At 62.3% G+C, this 15,948-nt stretch carries 19 protein-coding genes, 1 pseudogene and 1 riboswitch; of the genes and pseudogenes, 10 read left to right on the plus strand and 10 right to left on the minus strand.

What is annotated here, in order from left to right; all coding sequences use genetic code 11:
* Positions 1 to 18: 18 nt before the first annotated feature.
* Positions 19 to 1,293, minus strand: coding sequence for a uracil-xanthine permease family protein (locus AC1RGE_RS16760; RefSeq protein WP_011063387.1), 1,275 nt, complete (start codon positions 1,291 to 1,293; stop codon positions 19 to 21).
* Between the two features lie 2 nt (positions 1,294 to 1,295).
* Positions 1,296 to 1,934 carry a uracil phosphoribosyltransferase gene (gene upp / locus AC1RGE_RS16765; RefSeq protein ID WP_011063386.1) on the minus strand — a complete coding sequence of 213 codons (639 nt, stop codon included), beginning with the start codon at positions 1,932 to 1,934 and terminating at the stop codon, positions 1,296 to 1,298.
* 164 nt (positions 1,935 to 2,098) lie between these two features.
* On the opposite strand from upp, the gene AC1RGE_RS16770 reads away from it, so the two are divergent.
* The 4 genes from AC1RGE_RS16770 (at position 2,099) to AC1RGE_RS16785 (ending at position 4,069) form a co-directional block, all read left to right on the plus strand.
* A complete protein-coding gene (locus AC1RGE_RS16770) occupies positions 2,099 to 2,656 on the plus strand; it encodes a hypoxanthine-guanine phosphoribosyltransferase (RefSeq protein WP_011063385.1) in 558 nt (185 codons plus the stop codon).
* A 3-nt stretch (positions 2,657 to 2,659) separates the two neighbouring features.
* Positions 2,660 to 3,133 carry a WbuC family cupin fold metalloprotein gene (locus AC1RGE_RS16775; RefSeq protein WP_346624780.1) on the plus strand — a complete coding sequence of 158 codons (474 nt, stop codon included), beginning with the start codon at positions 2,660 to 2,662 and terminating at the stop codon, positions 3,131 to 3,133.
* Positions 3,134 to 3,232: 99 nt separating this feature from the next.
* Entirely contained in the window at positions 3,233 to 3,718 is a 486-nt protein-coding gene (locus AC1RGE_RS16780) for a hypothetical protein (protein WP_492584657.1), read from the plus strand.
* Between the two features lie 63 nt (positions 3,719 to 3,781).
* The gene (locus AC1RGE_RS16785) at positions 3,782 to 4,069 is read left to right on the plus strand and encodes a PA4642 family protein (RefSeq protein ID WP_011063382.1); all 288 of its coding nucleotides are present in this window, start codon (positions 3,782 to 3,784) and stop codon (positions 4,067 to 4,069) included.
* 66 nt (positions 4,070 to 4,135) lie between these two features.
* Here AC1RGE_RS16785 and mqo read toward each other — a convergent pair whose 3' ends face one another.
* Positions 4,136 to 5,647: a malate dehydrogenase (quinone) gene (gene mqo / locus AC1RGE_RS16790; protein ID WP_011063381.1), complete on the minus strand. Its 1,512-nt coding sequence runs from the start codon at positions 5,645 to 5,647 to the stop codon at positions 4,136 to 4,138.
* 735 nt (positions 5,648 to 6,382) lie between these two features.
* Positions 6,383 to 6,616 (minus strand): hypothetical protein, encoded by a 234-nt coding sequence (locus AC1RGE_RS16795; RefSeq protein ID WP_019096022.1) that lies wholly within the window; start codon positions 6,614 to 6,616, stop codon positions 6,383 to 6,385.
* Between the two features lie 206 nt (positions 6,617 to 6,822).
* On the opposite strand from AC1RGE_RS16795, the gene AC1RGE_RS16800 reads away from it, so the two are divergent.
* Positions 6,823 to 7,407: a YajG family lipoprotein gene (locus AC1RGE_RS16800; RefSeq protein WP_011063379.1), complete on the plus strand. Its 585-nt coding sequence runs from the start codon at positions 6,823 to 6,825 to the stop codon at positions 7,405 to 7,407.
* A gap of 88 nt (positions 7,408 to 7,495) precedes the next feature.
* On the opposite strand, the gene AC1RGE_RS16805 is transcribed toward AC1RGE_RS16800, so the two are convergent.
* Positions 7,496 to 7,702 carry a hypothetical protein gene (locus tag AC1RGE_RS16805; protein ID WP_011063378.1) on the minus strand — a complete coding sequence of 69 codons (207 nt, stop codon included), beginning with the start codon at positions 7,700 to 7,702 and terminating at the stop codon, positions 7,496 to 7,498.
* A 189-nt stretch (positions 7,703 to 7,891) separates the two neighbouring features.
* Here AC1RGE_RS16805 and AC1RGE_RS16810 point away from each other — a divergent pair, with 189 nt between their 5' ends.
* The gene (locus tag AC1RGE_RS16810; RefSeq protein WP_015636955.1) at positions 7,892 to 8,179 is read left to right on the plus strand and encodes a hypothetical protein; all 288 of its coding nucleotides are present in this window, start codon (positions 7,892 to 7,894) and stop codon (positions 8,177 to 8,179) included.
* Between the two features lie 66 nt (positions 8,180 to 8,245).
* Here the strand turns inward: AC1RGE_RS16810 and AC1RGE_RS16815 are convergent, their stop codons facing one another.
* Complete coding sequence (locus AC1RGE_RS16815) at positions 8,246 to 9,412, minus strand: 1-acyl-sn-glycerol-3-phosphate acyltransferase (RefSeq protein ID WP_015636954.1); 1,167 nt, start codon at positions 9,410 to 9,412, stop codon at positions 8,246 to 8,248.
* 140 nt (positions 9,413 to 9,552) lie between these two features.
* Between AC1RGE_RS16815 and AC1RGE_RS16820 the strand changes: the two genes are divergently transcribed.
* The 3 genes from AC1RGE_RS16820 to AC1RGE_RS16830 are packed head-to-tail and all read left to right on the plus strand — an operon-like array spanning position 9,553 to position 10,668.
* A complete protein-coding gene (locus tag AC1RGE_RS16820; RefSeq protein ID WP_011063375.1) occupies positions 9,553 to 9,735 on the plus strand; it encodes a CPXCG motif-containing cysteine-rich protein in 183 nt (60 codons plus the stop codon).
* Between the two features lie 16 nt (positions 9,736 to 9,751).
* Positions 9,752 to 10,012 carry a putative signal transducing protein gene (locus tag AC1RGE_RS16825; RefSeq protein WP_011063374.1) on the plus strand — a complete coding sequence of 87 codons (261 nt, stop codon included), beginning with the start codon at positions 9,752 to 9,754 and terminating at the stop codon, positions 10,010 to 10,012.
* Positions 10,013 to 10,047: 35 nt separating this feature from the next.
* A complete protein-coding gene (locus AC1RGE_RS16830) occupies positions 10,048 to 10,668 on the plus strand; it encodes an SOS response-associated peptidase (RefSeq protein WP_011063373.1) in 621 nt (206 codons plus the stop codon).
* Between the two features lie 102 nt (positions 10,669 to 10,770).
* Here AC1RGE_RS16830 and AC1RGE_RS16835 read toward each other — a convergent pair whose 3' ends face one another.
* Both AC1RGE_RS16835 and AC1RGE_RS16840 read right to left on the minus strand, forming a co-directional pair.
* Positions 10,771 to 11,613, minus strand: coding sequence for a methyl-accepting chemotaxis protein (locus AC1RGE_RS16835; RefSeq protein WP_371261320.1), 843 nt, complete (start codon positions 11,611 to 11,613; stop codon positions 10,771 to 10,773).
* Between the two features lie 12 nt (positions 11,614 to 11,625).
* Positions 11,626 to 12,912 (minus strand): annotated as a pseudogene (locus AC1RGE_RS16840) (methyl-accepting chemotaxis protein); the annotation flags it as partial.
* Positions 12,913 to 13,185: 273 nt separating this feature from the next.
* On the opposite strand from AC1RGE_RS16840, the gene AC1RGE_RS16845 reads away from it, so the two are divergent.
* A complete protein-coding gene (locus tag AC1RGE_RS16845; protein ID WP_011063371.1) occupies positions 13,186 to 14,004 on the plus strand; it encodes a M48 family metallopeptidase in 819 nt (272 codons plus the stop codon).
* A gap of 85 nt (positions 14,005 to 14,089) precedes the next feature.
* On the opposite strand, the gene AC1RGE_RS16850 is transcribed toward AC1RGE_RS16845, so the two are convergent.
* The gene (locus tag AC1RGE_RS16850) at positions 14,090 to 14,674 is read right to left on the minus strand and encodes a TMEM165/GDT1 family protein (RefSeq protein WP_011063370.1); all 585 of its coding nucleotides are present in this window, start codon (positions 14,672 to 14,674) and stop codon (positions 14,090 to 14,092) included.
* Between the two features lie 91 nt (positions 14,675 to 14,765).
* Positions 14,766 to 14,889: riboswitch (yybP-ykoY riboswitch) on the minus strand.
* Positions 14,890 to 14,940: 51 nt separating this feature from the next.
* A complete protein-coding gene (locus AC1RGE_RS16855) occupies positions 14,941 to 15,939 on the minus strand; it encodes a methyltransferase (protein WP_011063369.1) in 999 nt (332 codons plus the stop codon).
* Positions 15,940 to 15,948 lie beyond the last annotated feature (9 nt).

Genomic DNA, 15,948 nt, shown 5'->3' on the forward strand with positions numbered 1-15,948 from the left:
TTGCCGGCGAAGGGTTCTCTAGATCAAAGGCTCATCGGCCTTCTTGTTTTTCCAGCCGTCGTTCCCCGGCAGCACCAGGTTCAGCACGATGGCGACAACGGCGCACAGGGCGATGCCCTTGAGGCCGAAATCATCCGGACCGGTACCGGTTCCCACCAGCACGCCGCCAATGCCGAACACCAGGGTCACCGAGACGATCACCAGGTTGCGGGCTTCGCCCAGGTCGATCTTGTGGCGGATCAGGGTGTTCATCCCCACCGCGGCGATCGAGCCGAACAGCAGGCAGAGAATCCCGCCCATCACTGGCACCGGGATGCTTTGCAGCAGCGCGCCGAACTTGCCGATAAAGGCCAGGGTGATGGCGAAGACCGCCGCCCAGGTCATGATTTTCGGGTTGTAGTTCTTGGTCAGCATCACCGCGCCAGTGACTTCGGCGTAGGTGGTGTTGGGCGGCCCGCCGAACAGGCCGGCAGCGGTGGTGGCGATGCCGTCACCGAACAGGGTGCGGTGCAGGCCGGGCTTCTTCAGGTAGTCGCGGCCGGTGACGCTGCCGACCGCAATCACGCCACCGATGTGCTCGATGGCCGGTGCCAGGGCGACCGGGACGATGAACAGGATCGCCTGCCAGTTGAACTCCGGTGCGGTGAAGTGCGGCAGCGCCAGCCAGGGGGCGGCGGCGATCTTCGCGGTGTCCACCACGCCGAAGTAGAACGACAGGGCAAACCCCACCAGCACGCCGGAAATGATCGGCACCAGGCGAAAGATGCCTTTGCCGAACACCGCGACGATCAGGGTGGTGAGCAGCGCCGGCATCGAGATCATCATCGCCGTCTGGTAATGAATCAGCTCGCTGCCGTCACCGGCCTTGCCCATGGCCATGTTGGCGGCGATGGGGGCCATGGCCAGGCCGATGGAAATGATCACCGGGCCAATGACCACCGGCGGCAGCAGGCGGTCGATGAAACCGGTGCCCTTGATCTTCACGGCCAGGCCGAGAAAGGTGTAGACGAAGCCCGCCGCCATTACCCCGCCCATGGTCGCGGCGAGGCCGAACTGCCCCTTGGCGAGAATGATCGGGGTGATGAAGGCAAAGCTCGACGCCAGGAAGACCGGCACCTGGCGCCCGGTCACCACCTGGAACAACAGAGTCCCGAGACCCGCCGTGAACAGCGCCACGTTCGGGTCGAGACCGGTGATCAGCGGCATCAACACCAGGGCACCGAAGGCCACGAAGAGCATCTGGGCGCCAGACAGTACCTGGCGCCAGAGCGGATCGTTGAACTCGTCCTGCATGATCAGGAGTCCTTCTGCTTGGTGCCGAAGATCTTGTCACCGGCATCACCCAGGCCAGGAATGATGTAGCCATGCTCGTTGAGCTTCTGATCGATGGAAGCGGTGTAGATGGTCACGTCCGGGTGCGCCTGCTCGACGGCGGCGATGCCCTCGGGGGCGGCCACCAGGACCATGGCGCGGATGTCACGGCAGCCGGCCTTTTTCAACAGGTCGATGGTGGCGACCATGGAACTGCCGGTGGCCAGCATCGGGTCGATGATCATCGCCAGGCGCTCGTCGATTTCCGGTACCAGTTTTTCCAGGTAAGTGTGGGCTTGCAGGGTTTCCTCATTGCGCGCCACGCCTACGGCGCTGACCTTGGCGCCCGGGATCAGGCTCAGCACGCCTTCGAGCATGCCGATGCCGGCACGCAGGATCGGTACCACGGTAATCTTCTTGCCGGCGATCTTCTCGACCTGGACAGGGCCGCACCAGCCTGGAATCTCGTAGCTTTCCAGGGGCAGGTCTTTGGTGGCTTCGTACGTCAGCAGGGCACCGACTTCCTGAGCGAGCTCACGAAAGTTCTTCGTGCTAATGTCTGCGCGGCGCATAAGGCCAAGTTTGTGTCGGATCAGCGGATGGCGGATCTCACGGATGGGCATAGGGAAAGGCTCCGGCGGCGGGCAAAAAAAACGGCCTAGATTAATCTATCCGGGGTTGTTGTCCTATAGACATAAAGTACGTTAGTCCAGAAACGCTTGATCTGACCGGGCCGGATGCGTACCTTTGCCCGCTTTTCCGAAACTGCCACCCCTTGGAGAGCGCCATGTCCGCTGATCTCGAGCATATCCGTCAAATCATGCGCGAGGCTGACTGCCTGTACACCGAAGCTGAAGTCGAGGCGGCCATCGCCCGGGTCGGTGCACAAATCACTGAAGAACTGGCTGAGCGCAATCCGGTGGTGTTCTGCGTCATGAACGGTGGCCTGATCTTCGCGGGCAAGCTGCTGACCCACCTGCGCTTTCCCCTGGAAGCCTCCTACCTGCACGCTACCCGCTACCGCAACGAAACCAGCGGCGGTGAGCTGTTCTGGAAGTCCAAGCCGGAAGTCTCCTTTATCGACCGCGACGTGCTGATCATCGACGACATCCTCGATGAAGGTCACACCCTGGGTGCGATCATCGACTTCTGCAAACACGCCGGCGCCCGCGCCGTGCACACGGCCGTGCTGATCGACAAGGACCACGACCGGAAGGCCCGTCCGGACCTCAAGGCCGACTACATGGGCCTGCCTTGCGTGGACCGCTACGTGTTCGGCTACGGCATGGACTACAAGGGCTACTGGCGTAACGCTGCCGGCATCTATGCCGTCAAGGGCATGTAAGCGATGACCGGGCCGAGCTTTCTCGATCAAGCGTTGTTCAGCGACCTGGCTGAGAAAGCCGCGGCCAACCCCCGCGGTCGTCAGCACCACAACTTCCATGCCATGGAAGAGCCTTGCCACCGCATGGCGGTGGGGCTGCAACCCTCCACTTATGTTCCGCCGCATCGCCACCTGAGCGCTGACAAGGCCGAGACCCTGCTGGTGCTCAAGGGGCGCCTGGGCGTGCTGATTTTCGATGAAGCGGGCCAGGTCCAGGGCAAGCGGGTGCTGCAGGCCGGCGGCGACTGCGTCGGTGTGGACTTGCCGGCCGGGGTTTTCCACGGCCTGGTGGTGCTGGAGCCCGACAGCCTGATGTTCGAATGCAAGGCCGGCCCTTATCGCCCAGTGGGCGAGGGTGAGCAGGCCAGTTGGGCGCCCCGTGAAGGCGAGCCCGGCGTGGCCGAATACCAGGACTGGATGCGCGCCCAGTTCGACTGAACAGGCCCGCGCCCGTGACAGCGGCCTACCGTCGGTAACGGTGCAAGATTTGCGGTAAAAACCCGTGCTAGAGTGCTCGGCCCTTGTCTGGAGCCTGTCATGAGCCTGTTGATTCGCAGTAGCGCGGCCCTTCTTCTGTGCTTGAGCCTGCCCTTGGCAGCCGCCCCGGCCCCCTTGCACGGGCAGTTCCTGCCTCCCGATGATCTGACCCTGCGCGACAGCGTCCCGCAACAGCAGCAGTTGTTACAGGTCATCGAGTATTCGGTGGTGATCGGCAGCCAGCGCCAATCGAACCAGCAACCGATTCCCGTGACTTCGCCAGTGTGGGTGCGGCTCAAGGGCAAGCCGTTGAACAAGGGCGCCACCATCAGCCAGGTGCTGGTGAACTTCGACGGTGAAAGCAAAAGCCTGAAAAAGCCGCAGTTCGATGCCAAGACCCGGACCCTGACCCTGTATTACCCGCTGGCCCAGTACCGTGCGGTGATGGACCTGTTGCGCAACGACACGGTGTATTGCCAGTTCCTCAGCTATGCCAACGGGCACATCTGGGCTGACCTGCATACCGGCAGCGTGCGTTCGCGTTGAGGCCATATGCGGGCTGGGGGTAAACTGCCCGCCCCGTGAAATGTCTGCGAGCTGGAGTCGGCAATGCGTAAAGATAAGAAACAAGTGATTGGTGACGAGATCAGCGACGAGCAGATCAAGTTGTTCCTCGATTTCGAGCCGGTCGATGCAACTTCGCCGTCCCTGCACAAGCTGATCAAGGCCTATCGTGGCCTGCGCATCGATGATTTCGAACGCTTCCTGACCTTCTTCGTCGAGGCCGGTTTCGACCTGGATGGCAAGGATGAGCACGGCCAGACCTTCGTCGACCTGATCCGCGATCAGCGCAACGCCGCCGACTACATCGAGCTGATGGACAACGCCCGCGGCTGATCTTCTCGCCAGGCATAAAAAACGCCCCGTCCTGCGAAGGACGGGGCGTTTTTCATTCAGCGCGGATCAGATGCAGCTTTCGGTTTCCTTGCTTGGCTCGACCAGCTCCAGGCTCAGGTTGTTTTCGCTGTTGATCTGGTGGTACAGCGTTGCGTCGGTTTCCAGGACCTTTTCCCGTGCCGGGAAGATTTCCTTGAGCTTGGCAGCCCATTCGCCGCTGGCCTTGGCCGGGAAGCATCGCTCGATCAGCTCCAGCATGATCGAAACGGTCACCGAGGCACCTGGCGAGGCGCCGAGCAGGGCGGCCAGAGAGCCGTCCTTGGCGGCCACCAGTTCGGTACCGAACTGCAGGATGCCGCCTTTCTTCGGATCCTTCTTGATGATCTGCACCCGCTGGCCGGCCACCTCCAGGCGCCAGTCCTCGGCCTTGGCCTCGGGGTAGAAGCGGCGCAGGGATTCCAGGCGCTGTTCCATGGACTGCATGACTTCGCTGACCAGGTACTTGGTCAGGTCCATGTTGTCCCGGGCCACGGCCAGCATCGGGCCGATGTTGCCGGCGCGTACGGACATCGGCAGGTCGAGGAACGAGCCGTGCTTGAGGAACTTGGTGGTAAAGCCGGCATAAGGCCCGAACAGCAGGGACTTCTTGCCTTCGACCACGCGGGTGTCCAGGTGCGGCACGGACATTGGTGGCGAGCCCACCGCCGCCTGGCTGTAGACCTTGGCCTGGTGCTGCTTGACCACTTCCGGGTTGTCGCAACGCAGCCACTGGCCGCTCACCGGGAAACCGCCGAAGCCCTTGCTTTCCTCGATGCCCGAGGCCTGCAGCAGGGGCAGGGCCGCGCCACCGGCGCCGAGGAACACGAACTTGGCGTCGACTTCGCGGGTACTGCCGCTGTTGACGTCCTTGATGCTCACGGTCCAGCCGTTGGCCTTGTTGCGCTTGAGGCCAGTGACACGCTTGCAGTACTTGACCTGGGCATCAGGAGCGCTGGTCAGGTGCTTGAGCAACTGGTTGGTCAGGGCGCCGAAGTTGACGTCGGTACCGTTGAGCACGCGAGTGGCGGCGATGGTTTCGTCCGCTGGGCGGCCCGGCATCATCAGCGGCATCCACTCGGCCATCTTGGCCTTGTCTTCGGTGTATTCCATGTCCGCGAAGGCATGGTGCTGGCTCAGTACTTCAAAGCGCTTCTTGAGGAAGGAAACGCCTTTTTCGCCCTGTACGAAGCTCAGGTGCGGCACGGGGCTGATGAAGGACTTGGACGAGCCGAAGGTGCCTTTCTTGGTCAGGTAGGACCAGAACTGCTTCGACACCTCGAACTGGGTGTTGATGTGCACGGCTTTCTTGATGTCGATGCTGCCATCGGCGGCCTGTGGCGTGTAGTTCAGCTCACAGAGGCCGGCGTGGCCGGTACCGGCGTTGTTCCACGGGTTGGAACTTTCCGCGGCACCCGAATCCATCAGCTCGACGACTTCCAGCTTGATCGCGGGGTCAAGCTCTTTGAGCAGTACAGCAAGGGTGGCACTCATGATGCCGGCCCCGACCAATACGACGTCTACTGCTTCGTTATGCGCCATTAACGCGTCTCCAAAATCTGCAGCACCAAATTGACGGCATGGCTGCCAGGAGTGACGGGGCGGTTCACGTAATGCCCCAGGTTACCCATGGCCAGGATCGCCATGTCCGAATCTTCGCAATTTTTTGCAACTACCACGGACGCTGCCAACCGGGCCTCAAGGTGCGTATGAACGCATCTCGGGGAGCCTCGGGCAATTCGACTTATGGTCGATACATCCGCTCGTGCAACCAAATCCGTCAGCGGACAGGCTTCAAGCACCAGTTCTTGAGGAGTGCTCGGTCCTGTGTAATCGGGCTGTTGTAGAGGCCAATGGTGCCAGTTCAGACGCAAAACTATTCATTTGCTCGCCACACTCTTGTGAAGTTGTGAAAACCCGTTTTTTCACGCTCTTTTGAAGACGTGAACCTCAAAAAAGGGCTGCCTCAGCCTGGCACCTGGCCCGCGCGGTGATGCCGGCAAAGGATGCGGGCACGACGGGCAAACAGCTTTAAGTGGCCGAGCAACGGCAGCTCTGCAGTTTCGCGAAAAGTGGAGGTTTGCAAGGTGAACAGCAAGCACGCCAGCTTCACTCGAACTGTGTGGGCGGCTCTCTGTGGGCGGTGCGGGGTGCCAAAGCAGTGGCGTTGGCGGTACTGCGAGGCCCGATCAGGAGACGTCCTTATAATCGGGGGGAGATTGTAACGAAGAAATGCGCAGAAATGATCCTGTTTCGCGACTTTTATTAGGCTTTTGGTCAGGTGGCCAGTATCGGTTGCACCCGGGAGCGAGCGCAGCGCGGGCTGACCCGGGCGCTGGCGGGCAGCGCCTGGTGCAACCAGTTCAGGCGAATTTCCTGGATTTCCACCCAGCCATCGCCTACCGGGGCCAGCAGGCAGTGCTTGAAGGCCTGGCAACGTCCCTGGCTGTCCAGCAGGGCGAAGCTGCGAAACTGTTGACGCGGGGCGAACAGGGAACGGAGGAAGTTCATGACCAGGTACCTGAATGTGTCATTGACGATAAGAATGCCCTTGAGCCGTTACATCATGATGTATTGCCAGTGAACGGCAGGTTACAGGAACCCGGTTGTACGGGACCTGTCTGAGTCTTGACTAAGTCATGCCTGGCGCTGGTTTGCCGTCCTTGTGCACCGCTATACTGCGGGCCTGTTTGTGCCTGATTCCTGGAGAGATGAGCATGTTGCAACGCCTGTTGTTCGGTTTGATCACTGTGACCAGCCTGTCGCTGGTGGGTTGCGCCCACAGCCCGCAACAACTGAGCCCGGAGCCCAAGCTCACTGCCCAGCTGGCGCCTGTCGGCCATGGCCAGCCGGTGGTGGTGAAAGTGGTTGATGGACGTCCTTCGCCGACCCTGGGCACCCGTGGCGGCCTGTACCCGGAAACCAGTGCCATCACCGTGCAGAGCGCGCAGATCCTGCCCAAGCTGCAGGCCCAGGCCGAAGCCGCAGTGCGCCTGCTGGGCTTTACCCCGACCGCCGGTGGCGCCAACGCCCCTCAGTTGACCGTGACCCTGGCCGAGCTCAAGTACCAGTCGCCTAAAGAAGGCCTGTACGTGACCGAGGCTACCATCGGTGCCACCTTCCGCTCGGATGTGCAGAACGCCAACCGTCGTTACAGCGGCCGTTACGGTGCTTCCCTGGACCAGCGTTTCGGCATGGCGCCGAACCAGGACACCAATACCAAGCTGGTGGGTGATGTGCTCAGCGATGCCCTGACCCGTCTGTTCAAGGATCCGACCGTGGGCCAGATCCTCGGCGAGTAACCCGCGCCTGGCCGGGGTTTGAGCCCTGGCCAAGCAACGAAAAAGCCCGGCTGCCTGATGGCGCGCCGGGCTTTTTTATGGGCGCGGATCAGGCCGCCTCGACGTAGAAGTCCAGCATACTGACGCCCGTCAGCAGGTCTGTTTCCGGCAGGTCCGCGTGCTGGTGCCCGCCCAGGGCGCAATACACCAGCCAGTGCCGGTCCTGCACGTTGAACGCCAGGGCGCCCACCAGCGCCTGCTGTTCTTCACTGGGGGCGATCAGGTAAAGGCGGTCCTGGTTTTCGGCGTGCAGCATGACAAGCTCCGTGGGTTTCGAGGGGCGACAGACTGGCTTGTTTAGATGACGAAAAGATGACGCTTTAAATTAATGGACCGGCGTCTCGTTACTGGTCGGAAAGCCCCCCGCGTTTTGTCGGGGATTGAGTAGAATCCGCGCCGCGGGTGCACTCGACGGCCCGTATACGGCTTTCCTCCGAGGTTCATGATGTCGCTGCAACTGATCTGGTCGATGTTCAACGCCCATCCCGCCAAACTGATCAACCTGCTTGCCCTGCTGTTCGCCTGCCCAGGCAGCTGGCTGCTGCACGCCACCCGCCGTCGTGAACTGCGGGCCCTGGCCAATCTGGCCGTGCAGAGCGAGGGACGGGCGGTGGATCAGCCGCTGCTGATGCTGGATCCCGCAACCTTGCGCATCAATAGGTTTTTCTACCGCTTCGGCTTCGCCTGCCTTGGCCTGGCGTTGCTGGTGTCCTGGATCAGCACCCGGTTCTGATCAACCCCCAGGTTGCAGAAACGACAACGGCGCCCGCAGGCGCCGTTGTGCTTTCCAGTCCGGCCGTTACAGCGCCAGACCGGCCTTGACCCGATACTGGTTGCGCACCGGATTGGCGTATTGCAGTACCAGGTACGGCCGGTGTTCTGCCGGGCAGGCATCGAGCCGGCGCTGCCATTCCTGTTCGGCCTTGGCCAGCTCCTGGGCCGGGAAGACCTCGGCGGCCGTTGGCACCTGCAGTTGTGGATCGGCATCGCTCCACTGGGCATAGGCCAGGTAGTGCACCGGGAACAGGCGGTAGCCGCCGAGGATCTGCCGGTCCATTTCCATGGCCAGTTGCTTGGTGTCCTCGAAGGATTCGCTGATGGGCGCGGCGAAGTTCACGTGGACCCGGCCTTTATAGCCGGTGATGCCCTTGGCGATGCTCACGTCATCCTCGCCTGGTGCCTTGGTATAGGTGCCGGTGGTGGCGCGGATGTATAGCTCGCGGGCCTTGGCCTGGTCGCAGGGGTCGTATTCGTAGCTGATGGACACCGGCGTCAGGTTCAACGACTGGATGACCTCGCCGAACGGCTCGTCCTTGCGGCTCATGTGGAACATCTTGAGGATCGCCGACTCGGTGCGATCGTCGCCATCCTTGGCCCGGCCCTCGGCCTGGGCGATCCAGATCGACTGGCCGTCGTTGCGGATCGAGTGGTTGATATAGGCCGACAGCAGCTGGTAGGCCGCGAGCTTTTCCCGGCGACCGCTGATGGAACGGTGCACGATGAAACTCTTGTTCAGGCGCATCAGGTCGCTGACAAACGGCTTCTGCAGCAGGTTGTCGCCAATGGCGATGCGTGGCGTCGGCAGGCCGGCGTGGTACACCGCGTAGTTGACGAAGGCCGGGTCCATGACGATGTCGCGGTGGTTGGCCAGGAACACATAGGCGGTGCCCGACTTGAACTGCTCGACGCCGGTGTAGGTCACGCCGTCGGTGGCCCGCTCGATGGTGTGGTCGACGTAGAATTCGACCTTGTCCTGCAGGGTGGCCACCGAAGTGACCCCGGCAAACTCACGGCGCAGGCGGTGAGCGATCAGGGGTTTGAGCAGCCAGCCGAAAGTCTTGGCAAAACGCGGGAAGCGAAAGTGGGTGAGGATATCTAGAAACGCCTTGTCACCGAGCAGCCGGGCCAGCACCGCTGGTACTTCGCTGTCGTGGTAAGGTCGGATGGCATCGAATTCGCCCATCATGCTCTCTTGTTAGAAACGGCTAGGGTAAGAAAAGGTTCGGATCGAAAAAAAGCCGGGCACGGTCTGAAAATTCAGCTCAAACAAAAAAAGCCCTGCAAATAGACCGGCGATTATACGCATAAGTCACTCTGGAGACGGCGATGCTGGAAACCGACCATTATCAGTGCCCTTACTGTGGCGAACAGGCGGAGGCGGTGCTGGACCTGTCTGGCGGCGACCAGACCTATATCGAAGACTGCCCGGTGTGCTGCCGGCCCATTGTATTCACCCTGCAAACCGACGGTCGGGAATGGATGCTCGACGTTCACAGTGAAAACGACTGAATGGGGAGTGGCCCTTATGCAGCGCATCTACGAGCCGGAAAACCTGCTGGAAGGCGAGTTGCTCCAGTGCATGCTGGCCAGCGAGGGGATCGAGGCCCATCTGCAGGGGCGCGATCTGTTGGGCGGGGCAGGGGAGCTGCCGCTGTTCGGGCTGCTGGGGCTGTCGGTGGAAAACCACCAGGCGCAACAGGCGCGAGAGCTGATCGCTGCGTACAATGCGGCCCTGCCGTTGCCCTTTGATGAACCGGACAATTTTGCCGGGGTGCTGGTCTGTTAGGCTGAGCGCCGATTTGCCGAGAGTTGTATTGCCCCATGTGTGGACGTTATGCCCTGTTTCGCTGGAACCCCGCGTTTGCCGCCTTGCCGGGATTTCCCGCCGACCAGAAGGCGCAGTGGAACATCTCGCCCAATGATTCGGTGCTGATCCAGCGCGCGGAAAACGGCCAGCGCACCCTGGCCCGGGCCCGCTGGGGGCTGACACCGCCGTGGCTCACGGACCTTTCCCGGACGCCCGCCCATGCCCGGGCGGAAACCCTGGCGGAGCAGCCGATGTTTCGCCAGGCCTTTCGCGAGCGGCGCTGCCTGCTGCCGGCCAATGGTTTCTACGAATGGCGCGGCGGCACCCGCAAGCGCCCCTACTGGCTGACGCCGGGGGAAGGTTCGTCGATCTTTTTTGCCGCGATATGGGAGGCCTACCCGGTGCAGGAGCAGGTCTGGCTGAGCACTGCCGTGGTAACCCAGGCGGCTTCCAATCTGCGTCGCCCGCTGATCCTCGATGCCGCCGGCCAGCAAGCCTGGCTCGATCCCGAGACCCCCTTGCATGCCCTGCAAGCCTTGCTGGCCAGCCCGCCGGCAGCCCTGCGCGAGCGGGTCCTGGCCAACCTGGTCAATGACCCCAAGCTCAACGGCCCCGAGTGCCTGACCCCCGCCTGAAGCATCAACTGCAGGAGCTGGCTTGCCAGCGAAGAGGCCCCCTGGTTTGCTGCCCAAGCCAGGATCGCTTTCGCCGGCAAGCCGGCTCCTACAGGTCCGTGATTAGACTTTGAACTGGTTGATCAGGCGCCGTTGCTGTTCGGCGAGCTTGGTCAGCCCGGCGCTGGCCGCACTGGACTCATCGGCACCGCCCGCCACTTCATTGGCCACCTGGCCGATATTGATCACATTGCGGTTGATGTCCTCGGCCACCGCGCTCTGCTCCTCGGCGGCGCTGGCGATCTGGGTGTTCATGTCGTTGATCACCGACACCGCCTGGGTGATGGTTTCCAGGGCCTGGGCCGCCTTGGCCGCGTGTTCCACACTCTGGTCGGTCTTGTGCTGGCTGTCCTCCATCACCCGCACCACTTCCCGGGTGCCCTGCTGCAGTTGCTGGATCATCGACTGGATTTCTTCGGTGGCCTGCTGGGTTTTCTGCGCCAGGTTGCGCACCTCGTCGGCAACCACCGCAAAGCCCCTGCCTTGCTCGCCGGCCCGTGCCGCCTCGATTGCCGCGTTAAGCGCCAGCAGGTTGGTCTGCTCGGCAATCCCGCGAATGGCGATGAGGATGGCGTTGATGTTCTCGCTGTCCTTGGCCAGGGTCTGCACCACGCCCACCGCACGGCCGATTTCCTCGGCCAGGGCGCCGATGGCGCTGGAGGTGTCGCGCACGATCTGCATGCCCTGGCTTGCGGCCTGGTCGGCGTGGCTGGCGGCTTGCGCGGCCTGGGTGGCATTGCGCGCGACGTCCTGGGCGGTGGCGGTCATTTCGTGCACCGCGGTGGCTACCTGATCGATTTCAACCATTTGCTTGTGCACGCCCTGGTTGGTGCGAATGGCGATGTCTGCGGTGTGTTCCGAAGAATCGCTGACGCTCTGAACCGAGGTCACCACTTGGCTGATCATCGCCTGCAGCTTGGCCAAAAAGGTGTTGAAGCCTTTGGCGATGGAGCCCAGCTCGTCAGCGCGATCGCTGGTCAGGCGTCGGGTCAGGTCGCCTTCGCCCTGAGCGATGTCGTCGAGCATTGCCACCATCTGCCGCAGCGGCCGGGCAATGCCGTGGCCCACCAGCCAGATCACCAGCAAGCCGAGGCCGGCAATCACCAGCCCGACCATGGCCATGCCGAAGGTGTCGGCCTTGCGTTGTTCGGCCAGGTCACCTTGCAGTTTGTCGAGGTCGGCCATCACCGCGCTCAGCGGCAGTTGCAGCATCAGGGTCCAGTGCGCATCGGTCTGGCCGATGCCGAAGGGCAGGTACAGGCTGATGGTGCCGTTGGCCTGGTCGATGTCGTAGGTCACTTCGCCGCGCTTGAGGCTGGACAGCTTGGTCAGTGCATCACTGCTGAGCACGTCGCTGACTTTTTCACCGAACTTGCTCGAGTCCTTGGTATAGGCGACCAGGCGACCGTTACCGCTGATCAGGGCCATGTGCCCGGCGCCGCCGTAGAGCTTCTGGTTGGCGCCCACCAGCATGTCCTGGATGAAGTTCACTGACAGGTCGGCACCCACGATGCCCTGGAACTTGCCGTTGAGCAGGATCGGCTGAATAAAGGAGGCGAGCATCACCACCTTGTCGCCGACCTTGTAGGGCGCGGGGTCGATGGCGCAAGGCTTTAGGCTGTCCTGGGAGCAGAGATAGTACTCGCTGGTGCGCACGCCGGTGGAAAGCAGGGTCCGATCATTGACGTCGGCCAGTTTGTCCAGGCCCAGGCTGCCGTCTTCGTTGCGAAACCACCAGGGCAGGAAACGCCCGTTGGCCGCATCGATACCCACCACCGAGGTGCCTATGTAGGCCGCGTCGTTATGGTCGATGGCGCCGGGTTCCCAGCCAATGTAGGCACCGAGGATCTTCGGATTCTGGGTGACGTTTTCCTTGATCAGGGCAATCAGTTGTTCACGGCTCAGGCTCAGCCCGGCGTGGCCTTGCGAGTCCTGGGTGCCCATCAGCGCATTGACCCGCACCAGGCCGCCGGCGATCAGCAGGGGCGCTTCCAGTTCGCGCTGGATCTGGCTGACCTGGGTCTGCGCCAGGCCACTCAGGCGTTGCTCGATGACCTGCTCGAACTGGGCCTGGGTACGCTCTTGCACCATTTGCTGGGTCCTGGCCCCGGAGAACAGGGCGTACAGCACCAGGGCTGCAACCACGCTGAGAACGATGGCGCCGGCCAGGGCGGCGACGGAAAACTGGATCGACTTGAACTTCATAGAGGCTCCGGGCGCAGGAATTTAGGTCTGCCGAGCTGTATCGGCCGTTGCAGCGCTGGCCATTAGCCTTACACGGAAAAAAGACTGTTTCAGGGAACTGGATGTCGTTCTTGGCGAGCGGTGGGGCTAACCCGGGCGGGACTTGCGCAAGGAATGAATTTTTTCCTACACGGCAGGTATGTATCTGAAATGCGACCGATTGCTGTTTTTACATCTGGCGCGGATACATTTCCGCCCTTAGGATACGCGCCACGTTTTCAGGGAGGTTTCATGATGAAGAAGTCATTGGTCGTATGTGCATTGAGTGCCGCAGTACTGCTCAGCGGTTGTGAAACGGTCAATACCACCAGCGGTGGCGTGGTCGGTGTGGATCGCAAGCAATCCATGTTCAGCATGGTTTCCAGCGCTGAAGTGAACCAGTCCTATGCCCAGTCCTATCAGCAGACTCTGGGTGAAGCCAGCAGCCAGGGCGTACTGGACAAGACCAGCGCCAACGCCAAGCGCCTGCAGGTCATTGCCAACCGCCTGATTGCCCAGGCGCCGACTTTCCGCCCCGACTGCGCGCAGTGGAAATGGGAAGTCAACCTGATCAAGAGCGACGAGCTCAACGCCAACTGCGGTCCTGGCGGCAAGATCATTTTCTACTCCGGGCTGATCGAGAAGCTCAAACTCACCGACGATGAAATCGCCGCGGTCATGGGTCATGAAATTGCCCACGCCCTGCGCGAGCACGGTCGCGAAGCCATGTCCAAGCAGTACGCGGTCGGTGCCGGCAAGCAGATCGCCACCTTGTTCGGCGTTCCGCAGGAAACCGTAGCCCTGGGCGACAACGGGGTGAACCTGCTGATGACCCTGCCCAACAGCCGCGAGAATGAAAACGAAGCGGACCTGATCGGCCTGGAACTGGCCGCCCGTGCCGGTTACAACCCGAATGCGGCCATCAGCCTGTGGAACAAGATGGGCCAGGCTGCCGGTGGCTCCGCGCCGCCCGAGTTCATGAGCACTCACCCGGCTTCCACCAGCCGTATCGCTTCCTTGCAGGCGGCGATTCCCAAGGTGATGCCGCTGTATCAGGCCGCCAAGAAGTCCTGATCCCTTCGCGTCATTGTCGATGACGCTGTCGCCGGCACGCCGGCTCCTACGGGTTGCGTAGGGGCCAGCTTGCCGGCGATTTCGTTTATACCCAGCCGCTGATCTGCATGGCCTTGTACACCGCCACCACGGCGAGGATGAAGAAGGCCGACGCCGCCAGGCGACGGATCAGGGTCAGGGGCAGCTTGTCTGCGGCGAAGTTGCCTGCCAGGACCACCGGTACGTTGGCAATCAGCATGCCCAGGGTGGTACCGATGATCACCAGCCACAGATCCGGGTACTGCGCCGCCAGCATGACGGTGGCGACCTGGGTCTTGTCACCGATTTCTGCCAGGAAGAAGGCGATCAGGGTGGTCAGGAATGGGCCGAACTTGCGTGCGGTATTGGCTTCGTCGTCGTCCATCTTGTCCGGAACCAGGGTCCACAGCGCGGTGGCGGTGAAGCTGGCGGCGAGGATCCAGTGCAGGGTCGAGTCCGAGAAGAAGCTGCCGAACCAGGCGCCTACCGCACCGGCCGCCGCATGGTTGGCCAGGGTCGCGGCAACGATGCCGGCGATGATCGGCCAGGGTTTGCGAAAACGTGCGGCGAGAATCAGGGCAAGCAGTTGCGTCTTGTCGCCGATTTCGGCCAAGGCAACGATTGCGGTGGGAACGAGCAGGGAGTCCAGCATCATCAGGGTTTTCCTAAGGGGCGGGTCGACACGGCTATGACACGTACAGCCTTCCCGCCCCGGGTAAGGTGTGCGTGTCATAGGTCTTGTCAAACCCTGCGGTCCGTCTGTGCGGACTCTTGGGTCGCATGCGCCATGGTCTGTTGACCAAGTATGTTGACGCATGCCGGACGAGCGTGGCGCTCGTGGGAGACTACTCCCCTAGGACGGAGCGGATTCTGCCTAGGCAAAACCCTTTCGGCAAGCCTTGTTTGCGAAAAAGGATTTCAGCCGCGCTTGGCCCGATAAATGCGAAAGCCCTGGCCTTCGGCCTTGATCGCACAGGGCCCCAGGTGCTCTTCGATCAGCGGCTGGTAGCGCAGGAAGCTGTTGGCAACTACTCGCAGTTCTCCACCTTTTTGCAGATGTTTGGCTGCTTTTCGCAGCAGGTTTTCCGTTGCCTGGTAGTCGGTATGGACCCCGGTGTGGAAGGGCGGATTGGTCAGGATGCCGTTCAGCCCCATGGGCGCGGCGTCGATTCCGTCACCGGTCAGCACCTCGGCTTCCAGGCCGTTGGCCGCCAGGGTCAGGCGGCTGCTGGCGGCGGCGAAGGCGTCTACATCCAGCAGGGTCACGCGGCTGTCCGGGTAGCGGCGTTTCACGGTGGCCCCGAGCACTCCGGCACCGCAGCCGAAGTCCAGCAGGTGGCCGGCGGGCAGGTGGTCCAGGTGCTCCAGCAGCAGCGCGGTGCCGCGATCCAGGCGGCCATGGCTGAACACCCCCGGCAGGCTGATGACTTTCAGCGGGCCTTCGGCCAGCGGCAGTTCGTACTCCTGGGCCAGGCTCTGTAGGGTGAGCGGTTCGGGAGCATTGGCCACCGTGACCTGCCACAGCTGGCAGTGCCGGGCGCTATCGAGCTTGCGCGGTTTGCCGAAGGGGTTGAGTTGCTTGGCCGCACTCTCCACGCCGCTGCGCTTCTCGCCCACCAGGTACAGTTCGCGCCCGGCCAGGCGCGAGGCCAGGGCGTTGAGCAGGTAGTCGGTGAGGTCCTTGGATTTGGGCAGGAACAGCACGGCGCTGTCGAAGGATTGGGCCGGTGCGTCTACGCCAAAGTGACTGCGGCCGGGAAAGCGCGCCTCCAGGGCTGCCTGGTCGCCGGCGTGCCAGCTCCAGCCCCGGGCATTGGGCAGGCGGCCCAGCAGATCGTCGGCGGCCAGGCCGGCCAGCAGCAGTGAGCCTTGAAACAATTCAGCCTGACGCAACAGTACTTCACTGCGTGTGTCCATGATCCGCCC

It is taken from the genome of Pseudomonas sp. GW823-FHT02C05, assembly GCF_058797595.1.